General features: G+C 62.9%; 19 protein-coding genes and 1 pseudogene. 4 read left to right on the forward strand and 16 right to left on the reverse strand.

What is annotated here, in order from left to right; genetic code table 11:
- Window positions 1–23: 23 nt before the first annotated feature.
- The 15 genes and pseudogenes from AC5P7I_RS15875 to AC5P7I_RS15945 form a co-directional block, all read right to left on the reverse strand.
- Window positions 24–970: pseudogene (locus tag AC5P7I_RS15875) on the reverse strand (TrbL/VirB6 family protein); the annotation flags it as partial.
- Between the two features lie 189 nt (window positions 971–1,159).
- Window positions 1,160–1,678 carry a DUF4189 domain-containing protein gene (locus AC5P7I_RS15880; RefSeq protein ID WP_425604938.1) on the reverse strand — a complete coding sequence of 173 codons (519 nt, stop codon included), beginning with the start codon at window positions 1,676–1,678 and terminating at the stop codon, window positions 1,160–1,162.
- A 39-nt stretch (window positions 1,679–1,717) separates the two neighbouring features.
- Window positions 1,718–2,875, reverse strand: coding sequence for a TrbL/VirB6 family protein (locus AC5P7I_RS15885; protein ID WP_164110958.1), 1,158 nt, complete (start codon window positions 2,873–2,875; stop codon window positions 1,718–1,720).
- Between the two features lie 83 nt (window positions 2,876–2,958).
- Complete coding sequence (locus AC5P7I_RS15890; RefSeq protein WP_153643637.1) at window positions 2,959–3,897, reverse strand: hypothetical protein; 939 nt, start codon at window positions 3,895–3,897, stop codon at window positions 2,959–2,961.
- On the reverse strand, window positions 3,827–6,274 hold the full coding sequence (locus AC5P7I_RS15895; protein WP_262086992.1) for a VirB4 family type IV secretion/conjugal transfer ATPase: 2,448 nt from the start codon (window positions 6,272–6,274) through the stop codon (window positions 3,827–3,829). The genes AC5P7I_RS15890 and AC5P7I_RS15895 overlap by 71 nt, the downstream gene beginning before the upstream one ends.
- Before the next feature lie 81 nt (window positions 6,275–6,355).
- Window positions 6,356–6,664, reverse strand: a complete 309-nt coding sequence (locus AC5P7I_RS15900; RefSeq protein WP_019660289.1) for a VirB3 family type IV secretion system protein — start codon at window positions 6,662–6,664, stop codon at window positions 6,356–6,358.
- Window positions 6,657–7,064, reverse strand: coding sequence for a TrbC/VirB2 family protein (locus AC5P7I_RS15905; protein WP_046431329.1), 408 nt, complete (start codon window positions 7,062–7,064; stop codon window positions 6,657–6,659). The genes AC5P7I_RS15900 and AC5P7I_RS15905 overlap by 8 nt, the downstream gene beginning before the upstream one ends.
- A gap of 73 nt (window positions 7,065–7,137) precedes the next feature.
- Complete coding sequence (locus tag AC5P7I_RS15910) at window positions 7,138–8,121, reverse strand: lytic transglycosylase domain-containing protein (protein WP_262086994.1); 984 nt, start codon at window positions 8,119–8,121, stop codon at window positions 7,138–7,140.
- Window positions 8,122–8,124: 3 nt separating this feature from the next.
- Complete coding sequence (gene virB11, locus AC5P7I_RS15915; protein ID WP_049408142.1) at window positions 8,125–9,168, reverse strand: P-type DNA transfer ATPase VirB11; 1,044 nt, start codon at window positions 9,166–9,168, stop codon at window positions 8,125–8,127.
- A 14-nt stretch (window positions 9,169–9,182) separates the two neighbouring features.
- Window positions 9,183–10,454 carry a TrbI/VirB10 family protein gene (locus tag AC5P7I_RS15920; RefSeq protein ID WP_049442499.1) on the reverse strand — a complete coding sequence of 424 codons (1,272 nt, stop codon included), beginning with the start codon at window positions 10,452–10,454 and terminating at the stop codon, window positions 9,183–9,185.
- Window positions 10,451–11,230 carry a TrbG/VirB9 family P-type conjugative transfer protein gene (locus AC5P7I_RS15925; RefSeq protein WP_014037652.1) on the reverse strand — a complete coding sequence of 260 codons (780 nt, stop codon included), beginning with the start codon at window positions 11,228–11,230 and terminating at the stop codon, window positions 10,451–10,453. The genes AC5P7I_RS15920 and AC5P7I_RS15925 overlap by 4 nt, the downstream gene beginning before the upstream one ends.
- On the reverse strand, window positions 11,227–12,282 hold the full coding sequence (locus AC5P7I_RS15930; RefSeq protein ID WP_049408147.1) for a VirB8 family type IV secretion system protein: 1,056 nt from the start codon (window positions 12,280–12,282) through the stop codon (window positions 11,227–11,229). Before AC5P7I_RS15930 ends, AC5P7I_RS15925 begins: the two co-directional genes overlap by 4 nt.
- An 89-nt stretch (window positions 12,283–12,371) precedes the next feature.
- Complete coding sequence (locus tag AC5P7I_RS15935; RefSeq protein WP_032957008.1) at window positions 12,372–12,818, reverse strand: hypothetical protein; 447 nt, start codon at window positions 12,816–12,818, stop codon at window positions 12,372–12,374.
- 424 nt (window positions 12,819–13,242) lie between these two features.
- Window positions 13,243–14,922 carry a type IV secretory system conjugative DNA transfer family protein gene (locus AC5P7I_RS15940; RefSeq protein WP_014647580.1) on the reverse strand — a complete coding sequence of 560 codons (1,680 nt, stop codon included), beginning with the start codon at window positions 14,920–14,922 and terminating at the stop codon, window positions 13,243–13,245.
- A 35-nt stretch (window positions 14,923–14,957) separates the two neighbouring features.
- On the reverse strand, window positions 14,958–15,215 hold the full coding sequence (locus tag AC5P7I_RS15945) for a hypothetical protein (RefSeq protein WP_014647581.1): 258 nt from the start codon (window positions 15,213–15,215) through the stop codon (window positions 14,958–14,960).
- 130 nt (window positions 15,216–15,345) lie between these two features.
- On the opposite strand from AC5P7I_RS15945, the gene AC5P7I_RS15950 reads away from it, so the two are divergent.
- Together AC5P7I_RS15950 and AC5P7I_RS15955 are read left to right on the forward strand one after the other, a co-directional pair.
- Window positions 15,346–15,765 (forward strand): HD domain-containing protein, encoded by a 420-nt coding sequence (locus AC5P7I_RS15950; RefSeq protein ID WP_014647582.1) that lies wholly within the window; start codon window positions 15,346–15,348, stop codon window positions 15,763–15,765.
- A 127-nt stretch (window positions 15,766–15,892) separates the two neighbouring features.
- Window positions 15,893–17,104 (forward strand): MFS transporter, encoded by a 1,212-nt coding sequence (locus AC5P7I_RS15955; protein ID WP_014647583.1) that lies wholly within the window; start codon window positions 15,893–15,895, stop codon window positions 17,102–17,104.
- 16 nt (window positions 17,105–17,120) lie between these two features.
- Here the strand turns inward: AC5P7I_RS15955 and AC5P7I_RS15960 are convergent, their stop codons facing one another.
- On the reverse strand, window positions 17,121–17,600 hold the full coding sequence (locus AC5P7I_RS15960; RefSeq protein ID WP_014647584.1) for a MerR family transcriptional regulator: 480 nt from the start codon (window positions 17,598–17,600) through the stop codon (window positions 17,121–17,123).
- An 89-nt stretch (window positions 17,601–17,689) separates the two neighbouring features.
- Between AC5P7I_RS15960 and AC5P7I_RS15965 the strand changes: the two genes are divergently transcribed.
- The gene (locus tag AC5P7I_RS15965; protein ID WP_014647585.1) at window positions 17,690–18,928 is read left to right on the forward strand and encodes an NADH:flavin oxidoreductase/NADH oxidase family protein; all 1,239 of its coding nucleotides are present in this window, start codon (window positions 17,690–17,692) and stop codon (window positions 18,926–18,928) included.
- A 92-nt stretch (window positions 18,929–19,020) separates the two neighbouring features.
- The gene (locus AC5P7I_RS15970; RefSeq protein ID WP_262087000.1) at window positions 19,021–19,497 is read left to right on the forward strand and encodes a hypothetical protein; all 477 of its coding nucleotides are present in this window, start codon (window positions 19,021–19,023) and stop codon (window positions 19,495–19,497) included.
- Window positions 19,498–19,562: the final 65 nt, after the last annotated feature.

Genomic DNA, 19,562 nt, shown 5'->3' on the forward strand with positions numbered 1-19,562 from the left:
TTTTACTCCGTTACGTATTGAGGCTATTGATTGCCGGGATGTGCAGCTCTGAGGCCGGTTTCGACAACCCTGGTGGAATCTGACGACGGAAGAGTTGAACGCGCAGTCGCATGACGATCATGCGCACCACTGTCTTGGCCGGACTGCCCCTTCTCCGGAGCGGCCGGCGTGTAGTAGCTACCCGGCGGCTGCCCGCTCGGACCCGGTGCCTGAGCCACCGGGCTGCCACCTATCTGCGAATATGCCATGAAGCTACCCAAGGTGCCCTGGAAGAACATGGCCGCCATTGGGGCGCAGTCAGAATCAAGGTCGTCAGGATCAATCCCATGCCGCCCTGCTGCATCGCCTGACTGGTCATACCGTCACTGGACGCGCCCATAAGCGGGAACTTGTTCACAAGCGCCGTCATCCAGAACGAAGCCGACACGCGGATCACCATGTCCAGCGCGATCGAGACCATCGCCGCCAGCACCGCCATGGAGAACATGGTTCCAATGCCGTAGAACAGCCATCGTTGGAACAACTGCTTGGTCTGATCGAACAGCAGACACAGAATGAACAGTGGTCCCAAGCCAATGAACAAGGCCATGGCGACCTCATACAGCAGCAACATTGAACCTGCCGTCACCGCTGGTCCACCCGTGCCCAAGCCGATGAACCACATCGCGCGGGTCTTGTCAGCCTGCAGCTCGGGATCATTGAGAATCTTGATGCCAGCGATGCTCGAAAGTGCCACCTGCATCCAGGCAAAGCTCTTGTCGATCTGCGCCTCGGGCTTCTCGTCTTTGCCGGTCACAACGTGCGTGATCAGGCCCTTCACGTCTTCCGTCAGGAATTCATGGAGGTCGCGACCGAACATGCCCATGCTTGTCGCCACCGCCACGATAAGGGCGGCGCGCGCCATGTTGGTCACCAGGATCATCATCGAGTCCCGGCTGCGGCCGGTGACGATCCGATAGCCCTGTACCACTTTCCCAGCACAGTAGAAGAACACTTGCCCACTAAACAAGGTGCACGAGTCGCAATGCAACCCTGATGAAGTCGTTCTCGCTCAACTTCTCGCCGCGCGGCTTCTTCAGCCGCGCGTTCTACCCCAGGCTCTTGAGCAGCTTGGCTCAGGTACGCTCATACCATCAAAGATGTTACGGCAGTCATGAGACTAGAACGACTCAAAGATCGGCTCAGAACAATCTGTATAAAGAACTTTGCACTGGCCGCCACCGATGTCCGCGCAATGGGACAGGACTCGATTTGCAGCCTCCTCCTTGGAGCCTGCAACCGAATAGGAGACACGGCCCTTACTCCCCTTCTCGGGATCAGCATATGCAACACACTGGTTCTTGTAGGTAGTTCCGACTTTGCAATCTCTAGCGCCATGGCTTGCGCAACGGGAAAGCGCCTCGGACGCAGCTTCCTGCTTTGAACGCCTTCCAACCGAAGCCCCCATATCACCTGTGCTTACTGCGGTTGCAATAGCTCCCCAGGTTTTGATCCAGCGGCCAGTCGCGACCGGACCACTCGACCCTGCATCGCCTCCATTAGAGCCCGGTATTGGCGCACATCCACCAACCCCCTGTCCGCCAATCGGATATTGTCCGGGCGGGCAGCGCCCCTCCGCTTGGGCATCTTCTGTCACAAGCAAGAACAAAGCAGAGCAAATCCAAAAGAGGGAGATCACAATGCGCTTCACGTTAACTCTCCAAATACGCCTGAATCACTATCTACCAGGATGAGCAGCTCGCTGGCCAGTTTCCGCAATCTTTGTCGCATCCGACTGCGGCAATGTCATGCGGCTCGTTGACTGACTACTGTAGTCACCGGAGTCGACAGTTCGTCCCTTCTCTGGCGTCGCTGGCGTGTAGTAACTACCCGGCGGCTGCCCGCTGGGCCCCGGCGCCTGTGCCACCGGGCTGCCACCTATCTGCGAATATGCCATGAAGCTACCCAAGGTGCCCTGGAAGAACATCGCTGCCATTGGGGGAGCGGTCAGGATCAGGGTCGTGAGAATCAGGCCCATGCCGCCCTGCTGCATCGCCTGGCTGGTCATGCCGTCGCTGGAGGCGCCTTCGAGCAGGAACTTGTTGACCAGGGCGGTGGACCAGAACGCGGTCGAGACACGGATCACCATGTCCAGCGCGATCGATACCATCGCTGCCAGTACCGCCATCGAGAACATCGTGCCGATGCCGTAGAACAGCCATCGCTGGAACAGCTGCTTGGTCTGGTCGAACAACAGACACAGAATGAACAAGGGACCCAGGCCGATGAACAGCGCCAGCGCGACCTCGTATAGCAGCAACATCGCACCAGCGGTGACGGCCGGACCGCCCGTGCCCATGCCGATGAACCAAAGCGCCCGTGTCTTGTCCGCCTGCAACCCCGGATCATTCAGGATCTTGATGCCATCAATGCTCGACAGCGCCACCTGCATCCACGCCAGGCTCTTGTCGATCTGGTCTTCCGGCTGCTGGTCCTTGCCGGTCACCACGTGGGTGATCAGGCCTTTGACGTCCTCGTTGAGGAATTTCTGCAGGTTGCTGCCGAACATCGCCATGCTGGTGGCAACACTCACAATCAACGCCGCGCGCGCCATGTTGGTCACCAGCACCATCATGGAGTCGCGACTGCGGCCGGTGACGATCCGGAAGCCCTGGATCAGTACCCACAGCGTCATCAGCACCAGGGCAATGCCACCGACCCAGGACATCATGCGCCCCATCAGGTCGATGCCGTAGTCACTGATCCTGTCGCGCAGGTAATCCATGATCAGCTTGAAGAAGACGAAATCGCCGATCGACTGGACACGCACAGCGTAGCCCAGCAGATCCTGCAATCCGCCTGAGAAATCAAAGTTGGCCAGCCACCTGATCGTCATTTCCACAATCCCTTGGTAATTCCGTTACTGCATGAAATGCCGCATTGCTTTGCAGCGCATGTCTACGTATTAGCGGCCTGCGATCACTTGACGCTGAGCGCGGCCTTCAGTGCGGTGGTCTTGACCATGTCGCTGATCAGCTGCTTGGTCGGGTCCCCCTTCAATGCGGCCTGCGCCACCACCTTCTGGTTGGCCTCCATGACCTCGATATAGGCATCATAGGATTTCATCCGTGCTTCCCAGCTCTGGGCAAGTGCGGCAATGTCATTGGCGGTGCGGAGCGATTCGCTGTCGGCACCCTGCACGGTGCCCTGATCGTTGTTGGTCAGGCGGATCTTGAGGATGCGGGTCAAGGAGTTGTTGATGCGCGGAACGGTCTGGGTCAGGAAATCGATCGCGTCGTTGTACTTGCGGTTCTGCATCATCCGGATGTTGACGCAGATCTGCATCTGCTGCTCCTTCACATCCGCCTGCGGATTGAACACGAACACCTTGAAGGCGGACTCCAGGCTGAAGTCCAGCGCCTTGCCGCAGGTTTCGGCAACCAGATAGTTCGGTGCCACCGGCACCAGCGGCGCGCTGTCGGGCATGCCGAAGCTGTTCACCGCCGCCTGCACCTGGATCAGCGCCTGGCGATACTGCTCCAGCGTGCGGATCCAGCGGGTGTTCTGCTCGACGTACTCGGCCGCGTCCTGCGCTTTGGCCGCGTAGACGGTCGCCTCGGTCTTGTAGGTGTTGATCTGATTGAGCAGGTGCTGGATGAGGCTGGTACCGGTCTCCTGCACGGGAATCCAGGCGCTGACATTGCCGGTGCCGAGCGCCATCATGGCTGCCACGGTCATCGCTGCAAGACGGGGCGCGCGGCGGCGGGGCGAGGAAGCTTGCTTGGTATTGTTCATATCAGTCTCCATTGATCGGAACTCGTAGTCTTCGGGCAGGCCGTCTCGCGGATCAGGTAACAGTGTCGCGCGCTGCGACAGCCGCCTTGCCCGAGCCCTTTCGATTCTTGTAGAAATCTTCAAGCCACTGTTCCGGCGTCAGCTCATCCACCGTCACCCGTGCGCGTACCGCAGCTGTCTGCAATACCCGATGCATGATGTCGATGTTGTCAGTGGACGCCGAGATCACCGACAGAATGTCATCCATGCCGCGCAGGTTGAGCTGGCACACGCTGGACGCGTGACCCTGCTTGACCAGGAAGCAGCGCGAGCGCTCGTCCAGGGCAGTGACCACCTTGAACTCGGCCTCGGTCAGCTTCAGGCCGTCCATGTAGTCGCTCTTGCTGGCGTTCGGGTTCGGCAGCAGGATCAACGTGGCAGTCTGCTCGATCAGCGCTGCCGAGATGTCGCTCTTCAGCGCGTCCTCCGGGCTCTGCGTCGCGAAGATGCCCAGGCCATTCTGCTTACGAATGGTCTTCTGCTTGTTCTTCGCGAACTCCTTCAGGCCACCTTCGCCATCCAGGATCTTCCAGAATTCGTCCATCACGTAGATCAGCGGACGACCATCGATCAGCGACTCCAGGCGGTGCAGCAGGTAATTGATGACCGGCACGCGCACTTCGGGATTGTCGATGATGTCGGTGTAGTCGAAGCCGATGATGTTGGCCTTGCTCAGATCAACGGTCTCGACCGGATTGTCGAAGACCCAGCCCAGCGAATTGCCCGAGGTCCAGCGCCGCATGCGCGCGTAGAGGCCATCGTCACCCATGTTGGGCAGGCTCTTCTGGAAATTGGTCATGCTGCGCAGATGCATCGGCGTATCGAGCATGCTTTCCACCGCGCGATAGATGTCTTCTTCCTCGCGGGCGCTGTACTCACGCTTGCCGGCCAGCACCTTGATCAGGTCGGCCAGGAACTGCACGTTGGCTTCGTTGTTCTCGCACTGGAACGGGTTGAAGCCGGTCGGCGCGCCGTTCTCCAGGGCCAGATAGTTGCCACCGCAGGCGCGCACGAAGATCTCCGCACCACGATCCTTGTCGAAGAAGAAGATGGTCGGTGACGGCTCGTACTTCTGAACCTGGCTGAGCAGGAAGTTGATCAGCGCGGTCTTACCGGTACCGGACTTGCCGATCACCATGGTATTGGCGATCGCCTTCTCGCCCAGCGAGTTTTCCGACGGATGGGTCGCGTGGAAATTGAAGTAGTACGGCTGGCCGTTGGTGGTCTGCAGCGTGGTGACGCAGTCGCCCCACGGGTTGTTGTGCTGCTTGCCGGTCGCGAAGTTGTGCAGCGGCGACAGGCCCAGGAAGTTCAGCGAGCTGACATTGGCCAGGCGGGTACGATAGCGCCAGTTGCCCGGCAGCTGCGAATAGAAGGACGAGGTGACCGCAAGGTCTTCCTTGGTCGACACGAAGCCGGCGTTGGACAGCTCGGCGCGGGTCGATGCGACGTTCTGCGATAGCTTGGCCTGAGTGTCACCGTAGACCGCCATGATGAAGTGGTATTCACCCAGCACGAAGTTGCCGGACGACAGCTGATCCATGGCCTGGTCGAGCTCGACGATCTGGCTGACCGCCTTGTCGCCGGAGGAGATCATCATGCCCTTGGTGCGATCAAGCACCTTCAGCGCGTCCTGCCGCCCCATCGGGCTGAACGAATGGGTGATGACGTACTCGTAGTCGAGGTACTTCAGGCCGTTGAGGATGCCCGGGTAAGTGCCCTCGGCATACTCCTTGATGTTCAGGATGGCGCCGTAGTGATTGGCACCATTGGGGGTATTGATCGCGAAATCGCCGGTCTTGGCCGAGAACATATGGCGGCTGACAGGCAGGTAGTCCTTGATCGGTGCCGACAGCACCGGCACCGGCTCGTCGATGCGATTGATCAGGTAGCCGAACAGCTCCAGCGTTTCGGAGAACACCACGCCGTTCTTGGCCTCGTACATTCCCAAGCGGTATGGCGCATAGTCCCGGATGACGGCCTCGACGTTGCCGGCCAGCTCCATCAGCTTTTCGACCGCCTGCTCCTGCTCGGCGCGCAGCTTGTCCACGTTCGCCGACTTCTCTACGAAGCGCTTACCCGCCACCACGGGGCGGTAGATCATGGTCAGGTACAGCTCGTTCTGCATGATGCGCTGTGAGGACAACATGCCCATGTACTGATCGGACACATCCTGGTTGAAGCGCTGCTTGTAGTTGCTCTTGCCCTTCAGGGTGCGGCGACGACGGATGTCGTGCACCCAGAAGGCGACGTTGACGAAATCCGGCGCGCGCAGCGTCTGCAGCAGGCGGTTGAACGTGTTGTGGCGATGTTCGAGCTCCCACTCCTCGCGGCCGACGAACGGCAGCCCTTCCAGATGCCAGGTCAGCAGGTAATCGCCGCCCGTGGTCTTGACCACGTTCGGAGCGACATGCGACGACAACGGAATGAACTCACTGATGGAGGTGTCAGGGCTGAACATACGACTGCTTCCAAAGAGGTAGTGCCAAGGAGTTACAAAAGACCCGGCGGGCGCAGACGCCCGCCAGGCCGGATCCGGACCTCAATCCATTCGGGCCGGCTTGTCGCGGTAATGGTTGGGGTTGAATACCCACATGCCATCGTGTTCCTGCACGTTGCGGACTTTCAGCTTGAACATCAGGCGCAGGCCCAACAGGCGGAAGATCATTTCGTCACGCTTGGCCATCTGCCGCATGATGAAGACCGCCACCGGAATGGTGAGCAGGAACCAGAAGTTCGTGTACATGCTGAGCAGCAGCAACCCACCTGCCACCATGAAAAATGGCAGGTAGGGGACGCCCAGGAACATCGCTGGGCGCGTGCAGCCGCGGAACACGACGTTCTTATGCACTGTAGTACTGGATCACGTGGTTGATCAGGTAGGAAGTGCTGGTGCCACCACCGCACTTGCCGTCGCTACCCTCGCCCAGCAGCATGCGCGCAATCTGGCCGGCGGCACCGATCAGCACGCCACCGATCAGGATCGGCGCGACGTCACCGATGCGCTTGTGCGCGAAGGCGATCTGGTAGCCGGCGAAGATCACCGCAATGGTCACGACGGCGATCGAGGCCATGTTCAGCAGGCCGTTGATGTTGGAGAAGAAACCGCAGACCTTCTTGTCGGTGCCGCCGAAGTCGGTGCCGGTTGCGAACACCTGCGGGGCGAACAGTGCGCCAACGAAGATCGTGGCCATCAGCAGGGTCTTCAGCGTGCGCTGGGCCTGGACGAGGTCGAGATTGGATCGCTTCATGGATTGATTTCCTTGTTGATGGACTAACACAACTGAATCGGCCAGCCGGGGGACTGGCCGCACCACGACTTCGTCAGAACACGAAGGCCGCATCCCCTGCGGGAATCTGCTGCACCGGCGCAGCCTGCACCGGTGCGTTGAATGAATTGTCGCCACCGGCGACAGGCTGGTTGCGCTCGCTCCAGGGCCGCAGCATCACTGGCCCCTCATTGCCGGCGCCGGCAGCGCCTGGCAACTGCTGCGGCATGGCCATCGCCCGTGCAGCACCCTGCTGAGGCAGCTGCTGCGGCATGCCGCCGGCCTGCTGCTGCGGATAAGCGCCCGCCTGGGCCGGCTGCGCCTGCGGCTGCATCATCCGATCCACCGAACCCAGTACCACCTTGGACAGTGCCTGGTCGGCGATGTTCAGGAGGCTGCCCCGCGCCATCGCCCCGCTGGACGGGTACACGACATAGGCGCGTGCGGGATCTTCCGACGGCACGTACACGGGGCCATTGGATTGAGCAACGATGCGCGCCTGCGCCGGCGAAGCCAGCTGCGGGTGATGCTCGACCTTCACCGCGCGGCGCTCCCCCCGACTGACCACGTCGATCGGTGCGACACCATTACTGGCGACCTGCTGCCCGCGGCGGATCGAGTCGTAGATCTTCTGCACGTAGCCATGACGGAAGCCGGTCTCGAAATTGCCCGAGTAGTAGCAGCTGAACGACTTGCCCCAGTCACCACCGGAGCGCTTGTAGCACTCGGCGAGGATGCGCGAACCGGCCTGCAGGTTCGGGCACTGCTGGAAGGCCTTCTCGTAGGAATCCAGGCCGTACTTGCCCAGGTTGTAGCGATTGACCTGGGCCAGCCCGATCGAGAAGTTGTAGCCCTTCTCTTCCAGCATGCGCACCGTCGCCAGTGCTTCATCCAAGGCCTTGGGCTGGCGCACCAGTGCACCGCCAACCACGCCGATCGCGTAGGGATTGCGCGACGATTCGACGTTGATGACGTGCTGCATCACATCCATCGACACGGCCATCTCCGGGCACGCCATCATTTCCAGTCCTGGCAGCATCCTTCAGCCCCCCTGCCCCTGGGCACGCCCAGGATTGAAGTCGATGCCGGTGATGTAGCGCGAGCCGGCATGCGCCTTGATATGCACGACGATGTCGATGGTCATCATCAACAGTCGCTTGATCACGTTGAATTCCAGGCCCGAACCTTCGGTCGAGGCCTTCACCATCAGCGCCAACTGGTCCCAGGTCTGCTCCGGGCTGCCCGCATGGCAGCTGGTGATCGAACCCGGATGACCGGACGCGCAGTTGCGGATGAAGTAGAACGCCTCGTCACCGCGCAGCTCGGCCAGGATGATGCGTTCGGGCTTCATGCGCAGGCAGGCTTCCATGCAGCTCTTGGCGCTGACATTGCTGGTGCTTTGTCCACCCTTGGAATACAGCAGGTGCACGACGTTGGGCTGGGTCAGGAACAGTTCGCGCGCGTCCTCGATCGTGACCAGGCGCTCGCTGTCCGGGATATGATTGACCAGCGCTTTCATGAAGGTGGTCTTGCCGCTACCGGTCGCACCGGATACCACGATGTTCTTGCGGTACATCACCGCACGCCGGAAGAACTCGGCGTACTCGCGCGAATGGCGCAGCTCCAGCAGCTCACGATCCTGCTCGCTGATGCTGCCATCGGTTTCCAGGATCTGATTGAAGAAGCCGTCTTCGTGATACTGGCTGAGCGACTTGGTGTGCTTGGACGGCAGACGGATGGTGATCGACACCTTGCCTGCATCACATGCCGGCGGAATCACGAACTGCGCACGCTGGCCAGTGGGGAACGTGAGCGACACGACCGGATCGGCATCGGTGATGCGCTGGCCGGTGTTGCTCTCGTTCACCACCGCCGTGCAGAACTGCCGGGCCCGCTCGAAGGTCAGGCTCGGCACGTCCACCCGCTGCCACCCCGCCCGGGTTTCCAGGTACAGCTCACCGGGACGGTTGATGCAGATTTCCGTCACTTCCGGAGACGTCATGTACTCGGCGATGCCCAGCACTTCGTACTGATAGCGCAGGAAATCGCTGGAGACGAGGGCGAGGGGTGACACTTCGGCGTCCATGATCGTTCGTTGGGTTACCGGCGGGGGTGCAGCACGTTGGTGAAGTCGACGTCCTTGGCGACGTAGACGTTCACGATCGTGCCCTGGTTGATGGTGACGGTCGGCGGACGACGGTTGCTGCTGAGTGCCTCGTTGGCCAGGCGCTCCATCGTGCGTGCGGTAGCACTCTCATAGGGCGACTGCACCGTCATGCCGTTATTGGCGATGGTGGTGGTCTCCGGACCGTGTTCGGCGGCTGCGTACTTGAAGGCATCGGAAATCAGGCTGATCATCAGCGCCGAGGCGATACGGCTGCCCCAGTGCGCGCTGTACTGGCCCGGATGACCGGCGCCACCCAGCTGATCCACGCCCGGGCTGGACATCGCAACGTCGATGCCATTCGGAGTGGTGATGCGATCCCAGATCACTTCCACGCGCTTGCCCATCGGACCGCCGCCGTAGGCGCCATAGATCTTGGAGCCCTTCGGCAACAGCAGATTACGGCCATTGATCGAGTACACAGGCTCGGTCAGCAGGCACGAGGTATAGCCGGCGAGATCGGTGATGATGCGGGTTTCCAGTACGCAACGCAGGTAGGTGCCACGCACCAGCAGCGCATCGGGGCTCTGGATGTAGGTGGCGCTGGAGACATCCTCGACGTCCGGGCCGCGGCGAACCTTTGCCGGCGCCGCCTGATTGTTGGGCAGCTGGGCCAGCATGGCACGGGTGTACTCATCCATGCCGCGGCCGCCATTGCTCCCGTTGCCATCCTGTCCATCACCACCACCCACCCCGCTCCCGGAGCCGATGCGGCGGTCCAGCAAAGTCGGGCCACGGTCCATCTCGCGCGCCGAATCGGACTGGGGAACGAACAGCGGGGTGGAATCCAGCGGCGGCGGCGGTAGCGGCGGCGTCATCGGAATCGGATCAACCGGTTGCATGGCCTGGGAGGGCACCGGACTCGTCTGCACGGCGTCCGGCAGAGTCGGCGTAGACACGCGCGCAACGTCCGGCACCTTCTGCACAGCGTCCTTGTCATCCTGGCCCTTGCGGAACAGCAGGAAACCCATGGCCACCAGCAGCACCACGATGCCGCCCAGGAACAGCAGCGCCTTGCGGTTCAGCCGCTGCTCTTCGGCCGAGCGCAGCTGCGGCGCGGCCGCATCCAGATCCGGCGCAGGCTCGGCCTGGGTCGTGCCGAAGTACGGGTTCGACTGCGCGTCCGAAGCACCCTGTGCGCCGTACGGGCTCTGGCTCTCGTCGCGTCCGTTGTTCGGGTCGTTTCCGGGAGTGTTCTGCTGGCTCATTTCTTCACGTTCCTTCGCAGGCCGACGACGAAGTCGCCGTGGCGGATGACCAGGTACGGGTGTGTCCCGTGCACGATCAGCGTATTGCCTTCAACCGTGGTGTTGACCACGAAGTCTTCACCGTATTCTGTTTCACGACCAAACACCGCCGGGAAGATGCCGGTCTTGTACTCCGGCGAATTCGGCAGTTTCAGGTAGGTGAAACGACCATCGTCATAGGCGTTGACCGGGATCAGCCACCCCATCTTCTTCGCCTTGCTGGTCGAATAGGAGTAGTTGAAGTTGTACTGGCGGTCCTTGGCCAGTTCCGAGCTCAACAACGGCTTGGCCTCTTCCTCGACCGCTTCCTGGGCGACGCCGAACACGGTGTCGTTCGGATAGACGAAGGCGATCTTGTACTGCACACCGGCACGACGGGCCTGTTCCAGCTGGCGCCAGTCGGTGGCCACCACCTTCAGCTCGAAGATGTAGGAATGGGTCTCGGTGCGCACCATCATGTTGGTGTCGACGTCGACGTTCTTCGGCTTGAGGTAGAACACATTCTCGCGACGGGTCAGTTCCCAGCCGCTGCTGAAGCCGGTGCTGTAGTCGAGGATCTTCTCGTTCGGGCTCAACTCGATCTGGGTGGTCAGGCCCAGGCCGGTGCGAACCGGATAGATACGGTCCTTCTCGTACTCGTAGTGGTCAACCGCCTGCGCCATCGCCGCTGCTGAGAACAGCAACGACAACATCGACAGCAGCGCCAGCGCGCTTCCCCTGATATTTCGACTACTCATCGGTTGCTTGCTCCATCAGCAGTTCCGGTGGAATTGTTCTGCGCCGGCCTCATGGCCGGCTGTCCGGGCATGGCCTGCCCCGGCATTGCTTGCCCCTGCACCGGCTGACCCGGCATGGGTTGGCCCTGTACCGGCTGGCCCGGCATTGCCTGGCCCGGCACCTGGCCGTTGACCGGAGCCGCGACCGGCTGGCCGGTGGCCGGATCGATCATCGTGGCCGCCGCAGGATTATTGGGATCGTAGACACCCTGTGCCTGCTGCGCGGCCTGCGCGGCCTGCTGCGCCTGTGCCTGCATGGCGCCGTCATCCGGCACCGGCACGCCACGCGAGTAGTCGTTGTCGACGCGGTACTCGGTGACCTGGAACGCCAGTGGGTTCAGGATGCGATCCTGTTCGGACAGCGCCAGGTTCTGGTTGTAGCTGAAGCGCATCGTCACCAGCTGGTTGTCCAGGTAGGTAGAGACGCCGGTGCGCTTGTCCAGCAGGCTGCGCTGTATGCGCACCGAAGCGCCGCGGAAGCTGCCGTTCGGCTCGGCCCCCAGTGGCGTGATGCTGAGGATCTTGACCCGGATGGCGCGCTCGCGACCGTACATCACGAACGGGTTCTGCGGATTGTTGCCCGCATAGCGGACACGCATGGACTGCGCCACCGGATCGGTGGACATCACGAACACCAGTTCCCAGTCACGCAGGCCCATCACCGCCGAGTCATACGATTCGCGCGCGAGCACGTACTGGGCGACGTTGCTGCGATTGATCGCTTCGTTGGTGGTGATCGTCTCGCCCTGGAACGTGCCACTCAACCGCGCGACGGTCGCCGTACCCGTGTAGGCATCGGCCATGACCAGGAACGGCACCTTTTCCTTCAGCGGCAGCATGTAGTAGTAGCCGCCCGCCAGTGCGAGCGACATCAGCAACGAGCCTGTGGCGACCCACCACGCACGCCGCTCGCTGCGGCGCGCCATGTCGGCCACGGTGATCTCGTAGCTGACCGCCTTGGCGACCGACTGCTCGACCTTGGGACTATTGCCGGGATCCTTCTTGCGGAACATGGATTCTTCCGTACTGCTGAAACATCAATGGGCGTGGCGCCCCTGCGACAGGCGCGGGGAGCGGCACGTTCGATGATTTCGAGGTGGACTCAGGTGCCGCTGTTGGAATCAGCGCCCTGTGCCGACGCGGTCGGCGTCGAGCCAGCGCTCTGCACAACGATCTGGTTGCCAACGATGGAGACGGAGATGCCCTGCGCTGCATAGGCCGCCGTCAGATCGATCACGGCCTGCTGAGCGTTGGTGGTGTCGATGCTGGAGACCGCGCCGTACAGGGTGAAGTCCGAGCTCAGGCGGTAATCCAGCGTGCGTCCGGAATCCTTGGCCCAGCGCTCGAGCATGGCTTTGAGCGTGCCATCCATCGGCGAGGCCTGGTAGACGTAGCTGGAGTACAGCGGGATCTCGGTGGGTGCCGCAGCAAAGCGGTTGACCGGCTTCCAGCGGCCTCCGAAATCGGGAGCGGACTTGGTGGCGCAACCGGCCACCATCAACGCCGCCACTGCGGCGATGGACATTTTCGCGATAAACGCCTGATTCATACGGGCTTCACTTTGACGTACGAAAAAGCAGTCCCGAGCATTGGCCCCCTGGTCGTCCGGCGCTGCGTCGCGCACGCCGGAATCGGAGCGACGCACTGACTGGCAGCACACCTGCTCCGGCTCCCCTGCAGCCAACGGCTGCCAACCAAGTCGCGGGGCCGCCAGACACTGCCGACGACACACCCGCATACCTCACCAACGTCGAAACCATCCTTGTTTCATGGCACAAACTCCTGGCCACCCTGCTCTACAACATCTGCCATCCATCACACATTTCTGAACGACATGCACAGGGTCGCACAACCACGCGTCAATTCCATGTCAGACAAGTCTGAAAATCCATGAACAAATGCCAAATTCTTGACCGAAATCACGAATTCACATTCTTAACTACGAATGGTGATCACAAATTCAGCGACGTGAATTAGACGTTCAGCATCGGAACGTCCACCTTCGGCAGCAACCTCGAGGTGAAGTAGCGATCCTTGTAGTACCGGATCTTGTCGCACTTCACCGGGTGAGGTATCCCCTCGTACAGGAACACCTCCATGTCCGGCCCCATCGCCTTCAGCTCCTGCGGCAGCATCAGCGCGCGCCGTTCCTCGGTGAAGTTGTGGGTCTTCTCGCGGGCATGGGTGACGTTCTTCCTGCGCACCGTGGTGTAGCCCAGCATGTCCGAGTAGTCGTTGGCATCCTGCTGTTCGCGCGGCGCGTACAGGATCTGCAGCGCGTGGTTGGTGATGATCGTGCGAGAGACTTCCCGGCCGTAGGTGGCGTCGAGTTGGGACATGCTCTGGATGATCGGCAGCAGGCGGATGTTGTAGCCGGCCATGTAGGAGACCGCCGAGGCGATGATCTCCACTTTGCCGATCGAGGTGAATTCGTCCATCAGCAGCAGGCACTGGTACTTCAGGTCCGGGTTGGACTTGGGCAGTTCCTTGGTGTTGAGGTTGATCAGCTGGCTGAAGAACAGGTTGATGATCAGCCGGCTCTCGGCCAGCTTGTTCGGCTGGATGCCGATGTAGATGGTCATCTTCTTCTTGCGGACGTCGGTCAGCAGGAAGTCGTTGCTGCTGGTGGCCTTGTCCAGCACCGGGTTGATCCAGGGATTGAGCGGCTCCTTGAAGGTGCCCAGGATCGAGGCGAAGGTCTCATCGGCCTGCGACAGCATGTTGGCGAACGCCGAACGGGCATTGGCACTGAGGAACGGTCGCTCCGACAGGGTCTTGAGGTACTTCTTCAGGTCGGTGCCGTCGCCGGAGGACAGACGGTACACCGCACCGAGCGTGGGCGTGCCGGCGCCGCCCGGGAAACCGCTGCTGCGCTCGTCGTCCCAGTTCTCGAACAGGTACAGGGTAAAGGCCATGAACGCATTGCGTGCCTGGCTGACCCAGAACTTCTGGTCCTCGGCCCCGTCTGGGTACAGCATCGCGGCGATGCTCATCAGGTCCGACACCCGGAAGGCCGGATCGTCGGAGACGTAGCTGAGCGGGTTCCAGCGGTGCGTGCGCCGGTCCTCGGCGAAGGGGTTGAACAGGTAGATCTCCTGGCCCTGGCTGGCGCGCCAGCCGCTGGTCAGGTCGAAGTTCTCCTGCTTGATGTCCAGCACCACCAGCGATTCGCCGTACTCCAGCAGGTTCGGGATGACCACGCCCACGCCCTTGCCCGAGCGGGTGGGCGCGGCCAGGATCACGAACTGCTGGCCATCCAGGCGCACCAGCTTGCCGCCATGGCTGCCGACCACGATGCTCTGGCCGGTCTTCTTGAACATGCCGTGCTTGGCCAGGTCGGCACCGGTGGCGAAGCGCGCGTCGCCGTGCAGCGAGCGCTTGTCCTTCTTCAGCAGCAGCACCAGGCCGGCCACCAGCAGCACCAGCAGGGGCAGGCCGAAGCCTACGTAGCCCGCCCATTTGATCTTGCCCACGAAAGGCGCGACCTGCGGTTGGCCGATGGCGTGGACGTACTGGTAGTAGGTGTTCCAGGTGAACAGCTGGGTGTCCAGCCCCAGGAACAGCAAGGTCAAGTAGCCGGAGAACACGAAACCAAGCAACAGGGTCGCCAGCGTGATGATGGCGATGAGCAGATACTTCTTACTGGGCAACACCCGAATCCTCCATGATGCGCACGCGGCGCGACGGCCTAGCGGTGGCGCCAGCGCGACGCCTTCTTCCGCAGGTGGTTCTCGTTTTCCAGCCCGGGCTCCTCGCCCTCTTCACGCACCAGTTGCAGCAAGCGTTGGCGCGCTTCGGCCAGTGATATCAGGTCGGTCAGACGATCCCCATCGTCGGCGACGACCGCATGGCCGACCACATCGCCGGGAGCGTACACCGGCTCGTGGGACACCGCTACCAGCTGGTAGCGGCCACGGGTTTCCAGCACATGCCTGAATTCCTGCATCGCACTCCTCCTTGTCGGGGCAACACTGCGCCCCCTGCCCCGCCATCATGCCGGTGGCAGCGTCATGGGCGCATCCACAACCGCTGCGGCTTCTGCGCGAAACTGTGCGCGGATATCCAAGGAGACCGCAATGGACTGGGTAGCACTTGCCCGTACGCTGGCCACCGAGGCCCACGCGGGGCAGATCGACAAGGCCGGCCAGCCTTACATCGGCCATGTGGCGCGGGTGGCGGCTGCGGTGTGCGGCGACGATGACGCCGAAGTGGTGGCCTGGCTGCATGACGTGGCCGAGGACTGCCCGGCGTTTGACGCGCGGATCGAGGTATTTCCCGCACCGCTGCGCGAGGCGGTGCAACTGCTCAACCGCGATGCAGCACCCGACGCGGACAGCTACTACGCGCGCATTGCCGCCCACCCGCTGGCACTGAAAGTGAAGCGCGCCGATCTGGATGACAACGCCGATCCGCAGCGGCTGGCAATGCTCGATGCGGCGACGGCCGCGCGCCTGCACGGAAAGTACGCTCATGCCCGGGCGGCGCTGGGCATCTGAGCCGGACGCGACGAGGCGCGGCGGGCCGGCGTGTCACCGATCAAACGCTGATTTACCCTGAGTGCTGCTGCTCCTGCTGCAGTGCAGCAGTACAATGGGCGGCTCCCGCCCCCCATCGCGCCCCCGCATGAGCCCCAACTCTTCCCTGGCTGCGCGGCTGACGCCCCGCCAGCGCACCCTGATCATCCTCGCCCTTTCACTGGGTGGCTTCGCCATCGGCACCAGCGAGTTCGCCAGCATGGGCCTGATGCTGGAGATCAGCCGCGGCCTGTCGATTTCCGAAACCCAGGTCGGGCATCTGATCAGCGCCTATGCCATCGGCGTGGTGGTCGGCGCCCCGATCCTCGCCTTCGTCGGCGCCAGCTTCCCGCGCCGCAAGCTGCTGCTGGCACTGATGGGCTTCTACGCGGTCGGCAACCTGGCCAGCGCGCTGGCACCGAACTACGGCACGATGCTGGTGGCGCGCTTCGTTGCCGGCCTGCCGCATGGCGCCTACTTCGGCGTGGCGATGCTGGTGGCCGCGGCGATCAGTCCCGCAGGCCAGCGCGGCCAGGCGATGTCACGCGTGCTGCTGGGCCTGTCGATCGCGATCCTGGTCGGCAACCCGCTGACGACCTGGCTGGGTCAGCAGCTGAGCTGGCGCACCGCCTTTGCCCTGGTCAGCGTGCTGGCCATCGCCACCGTGGCGATGATCGCGCGCTTCCTGCTGCCGGACCCGGATGAAGTACGCACCTCGCCGATGCGCGAGCTGCGCGCCTTCAACACGTCCCAGGTGTGGCTGGCGCTGGCGATCGGCGCGGTCGGCTTCGCCGGCATGTTCTGCGTGTTCACCTACCTGGCACCGACCCTGGTGCAGGTCACCGGCGTGGCCGAATCGTGGATGCCACTGGCGGTGGGCGTGTTCGGCATCGGCGCGATCATCGGCAACATCGCCGGTGGCTGGCTGGTGGACAAGTTCCACTTCAAGGCCGCCGCCGTGGTGCTGCTGTGGTCGATCGTGATGCTGCTGCTGTATCCGCTGGCCGCACAGTCGGTGTGGACCATCGGCCCGATGATCATCACTGTCGGCACCATGGGCGCACTGGCGGCGGTGCTGCAGACCCGCCTGATGGACGTGGCCGGTGAGGCGCAGACGCTGGCGGCGGCCTCCAACCACGCCGCTTTCAATACTGCCAACGCACTCGGCCCGTGGCTGGGCGGCATGGCAATCAGCGCCGGCTTCAGCCCGGCCAGTACCGGCTATGTCGGCGCGGCTACCGCGATCGGCGGCCTGCTGCTGTGGTGCGTGGCGGTGATGCTGGACAAGAAGCGCAGCACCGCCGTCGTCGGCAGCCACTGAACATTGCGCCGGATCGTCAGTTGCTGCCTCTGCGGCGACGGCGATCCGGTCGCAGCAACGCTGTATCGCCGGCCACCAGGGTCGGCCGCGCCAGCTCACCGCGCTTCACACGGTCCAGCACCCGCCGCGAATTGGCTGCACAGTCGATGCCGTCCGGCCGCGCCTGGATGTCCTCGATCAGGGCCAGCAGATGCGCCCGGCTCTCTGCCAGCCGCAGCTGCAACGCTTCGATGTCAGCCACCTTCTGCTGCAGCATCGTGATCAACGCCTCATGCTGCCACTGGCCCATGTCCGGTGGCAGCAGGGCGCGGATCTCTTCCAGGCTGAAGCCTGCACGCTGCGCGCCCGTGATCAACTCCAGCAACAGCACCGCCTGTTCCGGATAGTCGCGGTAGCCATTGGCCTGGCGCTGCGCCACCAGCAGCCCCGCGTCTTCATAGAAGCGAATGCGCGACGCCGCGAGGCCCGTGAGGCGGGCCAGCTCACCGATCTTCATCTGCCTGAATCCTCGCCATGGGAGTCTGTTGACCTTCAATAAAACTTGAAGGTTAGCGTAGCGCCATTCCCCTGTCCTGGAGCTGTCCGATGTCGCTGTTCTCGCCCCTGGCACTACCCTCCGGTGCCATCATCCGCAACCGCATTGCCAAGGCCGCGATGGAGGAAAACATGGCCGACGCCGACCACGCGCCGTCCGCTGCACTGCTGCAGCTCTACCAGCGTTGGGCCGATGGCGGCGCAGGACTGATCATCACCGGCAACGTGATGGTCGATGGCCGCGCCATGACCGGCCCCGGCGGCGTGGTGCTGGAAGACGACCGCCACCTTGACCGCTTCATCGCCTGGGCCGAAACGGCACGCTCACGGGGCGCGCAGATGTGGATGCAGATCAACCATCCCGGGCGGCAGATGCCGGCCGCACTCGGCCAACCGGCACTCGCGCCGTCAGCCGTCGCCCTGGAGATGGGCGCGCTGTCCAGGCAGTTCGCACCGCCGCGGGCGATGACCGAGGCGGACATCGAAGAGGTGATCGCCCGCTTCATCCGCAGCGCCGAGCTGGCCGAGCGCGCCGGGTTCAGTGGCGTGCAGATCCATGCCGCGCACGGTTACCTGCTCAGCCAGTTCCTGTCGCCGCTGTCCAATCGCCGCGACGACCGCTGGGGCGGCAGCCTGCACAACCGTGCGCGCCCGCTGCTGGAGATCGTGCAGGGGGTGCGCGCCACCGTGTCGCCCACGTTCGCGGTGGCCGTGAAGCTCAATTCCGCCGATTTCCAGCGCGGTGGCTTCTCGCCCGAGGATGCGCGCGCAGTGGTGGAAATGCTGGCGCCGCTCGGCGTGGACCTGGTCGAACTGTCCGGTGGCAGCTACGAAGCACCGGCCATGACCGGTGCCGCGCGCGACCAGCGCAGCCTGGCCCGCGAGGCCTACTTCCTTGAGTTCGCGCGTGAGATCGCCACGGTGGCAACCATGCCGCTGATGGTCACCGGTGGCATCCGCCGTCGCGCCGTGGCCGATCAGGTACTTGACAGCGGTGTGGCCATGGTCGGCATCGCCACCGCGCTGGCGATCGAGCCGGATCTGCCCCACCGCTGGCAGCAGGGCCGCGACCCGGTGCCGACACTGCGCACCATCGACTGGCGCAACAAACCGTTGGCCGCCAGCGCACACATGGCCGCAGTGAAGTACCAGTTGGCGCGGCTGAGCAGGCTCCGGCCCACGGCGCCGGGTGTTTCGCCCGTCTGGGCACTGCTGCTGGCACAGGCGGCCGCAAAGTGCCGGACCCGCCGCTACCGGCGCTGGATCGGTGCACGCGCAGGAGGATACTGAGCGGGCAGGCTTCTCATCACCGAATCGATGCTTCACCATCTGCATGATCGGCGGCAGCCCGTCGCCGGTCGCAACACGCAGAAGGAACCCTCGTGGCAGCAGGACCAACCAGGAACCACGAAAAGCTGCTCGATGACCTGCTCTCACTGGGCCGCAACTGGGCGCTGGCCATTGCCATCGCAGGTGCCGGAGCTGCGGTCCATTACAGCGAGTCGGTCTACGAAGCAGGCATCTGGCGCGACCTGCTGCCCACGCTCTGCTTCCTGGTCGCCATCGTCTGGATCGTGCTCAGCATCATCCGCTTCGACCTGACCATCCAGCAGCACTTCGAGCGGAAATTGTCACGCTGGCTCAGCCGTCTGCTGTATGTCGGGCTGCTTGGCACCGGCATCACTGCCGTGTTCTTCGTCACCGAACTGGCGGACAACAATCACATCGCGCGGATGTGCGACTCGGTGGCCAATGAACCCGGCAGCCGCATCCACAGGTCGGCCGAGTGCCAGCGGCTGTACCAGCATCGCGCGGCGTACCGGCAGCGTCTGGAATCGGCCGAGGGTGAGTTCGACTGAACGGGCTTCATCGCGGTCTTCGCGCGCGATGAACACATTTCGTGGATGTGCATTTGGGCACAGTG

Source organism: Stenotrophomonas sp. YJH_SMC_138 (assembly GCF_059369855.1).

Coding starts and splice junctions, on each gene's coding strand:
- AC5P7I_RS15950 (WP_014647582.1), top strand. CDS start 15,346: ATGGACTGGGTAGCACTTGCCCGTACGCTGGCCACCGAGGCCCACGCG.
- AC5P7I_RS15920 (WP_049442499.1), bottom strand. CDS start 10,454: ATGAGCCAGCAGAACACTCCCGGAAACGACCCGAACAACGGACGCGAC.
- AC5P7I_RS15960 (WP_014647584.1), bottom strand. CDS start 17,600: ATGAAGATCGGTGAGCTGGCCCGCCTCACGGGCCTCGCGGCGTCGCGC.
- AC5P7I_RS15925 (WP_014037652.1), bottom strand. CDS start 11,230: ATGAGTAGTCGAAATATCAGGGGAAGCGCGCTGGCGCTGCTGTCGATG.
- AC5P7I_RS15965 (WP_014647585.1), top strand. CDS start 17,690: ATGTCGCTGTTCTCGCCCCTGGCACTACCCTCCGGTGCCATCATCCGC.
- AC5P7I_RS15945 (WP_014647581.1), bottom strand. CDS start 15,215: ATGCAGGAATTCAGGCATGTGCTGGAAACCCGTGGCCGCTACCAGCTG.
- AC5P7I_RS15885 (WP_164110958.1), bottom strand. CDS start 2,875: ATGACGATCAGGTGGCTGGCCAACTTTGATTTCTCAGGCGGATTGCAG.
- virB11 (WP_049408142.1), bottom strand. CDS start 9,168: ATGGACGCCGAAGTGTCACCCCTCGCCCTCGTCTCCAGCGATTTCCTG.
- AC5P7I_RS15910 (WP_262086994.1), bottom strand. CDS start 8,121: ATGCTGCCAGGACTGGAAATGATGGCGTGCCCGGAGATGGCCGTGTCG.
- AC5P7I_RS15930 (WP_049408147.1), bottom strand. CDS start 12,282: ATGTTCCGCAAGAAGGATCCCGGCAATAGTCCCAAGGTCGAGCAGTCG.
- AC5P7I_RS15905 (WP_046431329.1), bottom strand. CDS start 7,064: ATGAAGCGATCCAATCTCGACCTCGTCCAGGCCCAGCGCACGCTGAAG.
- AC5P7I_RS15935 (WP_032957008.1), bottom strand. CDS start 12,818: ATGAATCAGGCGTTTATCGCGAAAATGTCCATCGCCGCAGTGGCGGCG.
- AC5P7I_RS15955 (WP_014647583.1), top strand. CDS start 15,893: ATGAGCCCCAACTCTTCCCTGGCTGCGCGGCTGACGCCCCGCCAGCGC.
- AC5P7I_RS15895 (WP_262086992.1), bottom strand. CDS start 6,274: ATGTTCAGCCCTGACACCTCCATCAGTGAGTTCATTCCGTTGTCGTCG.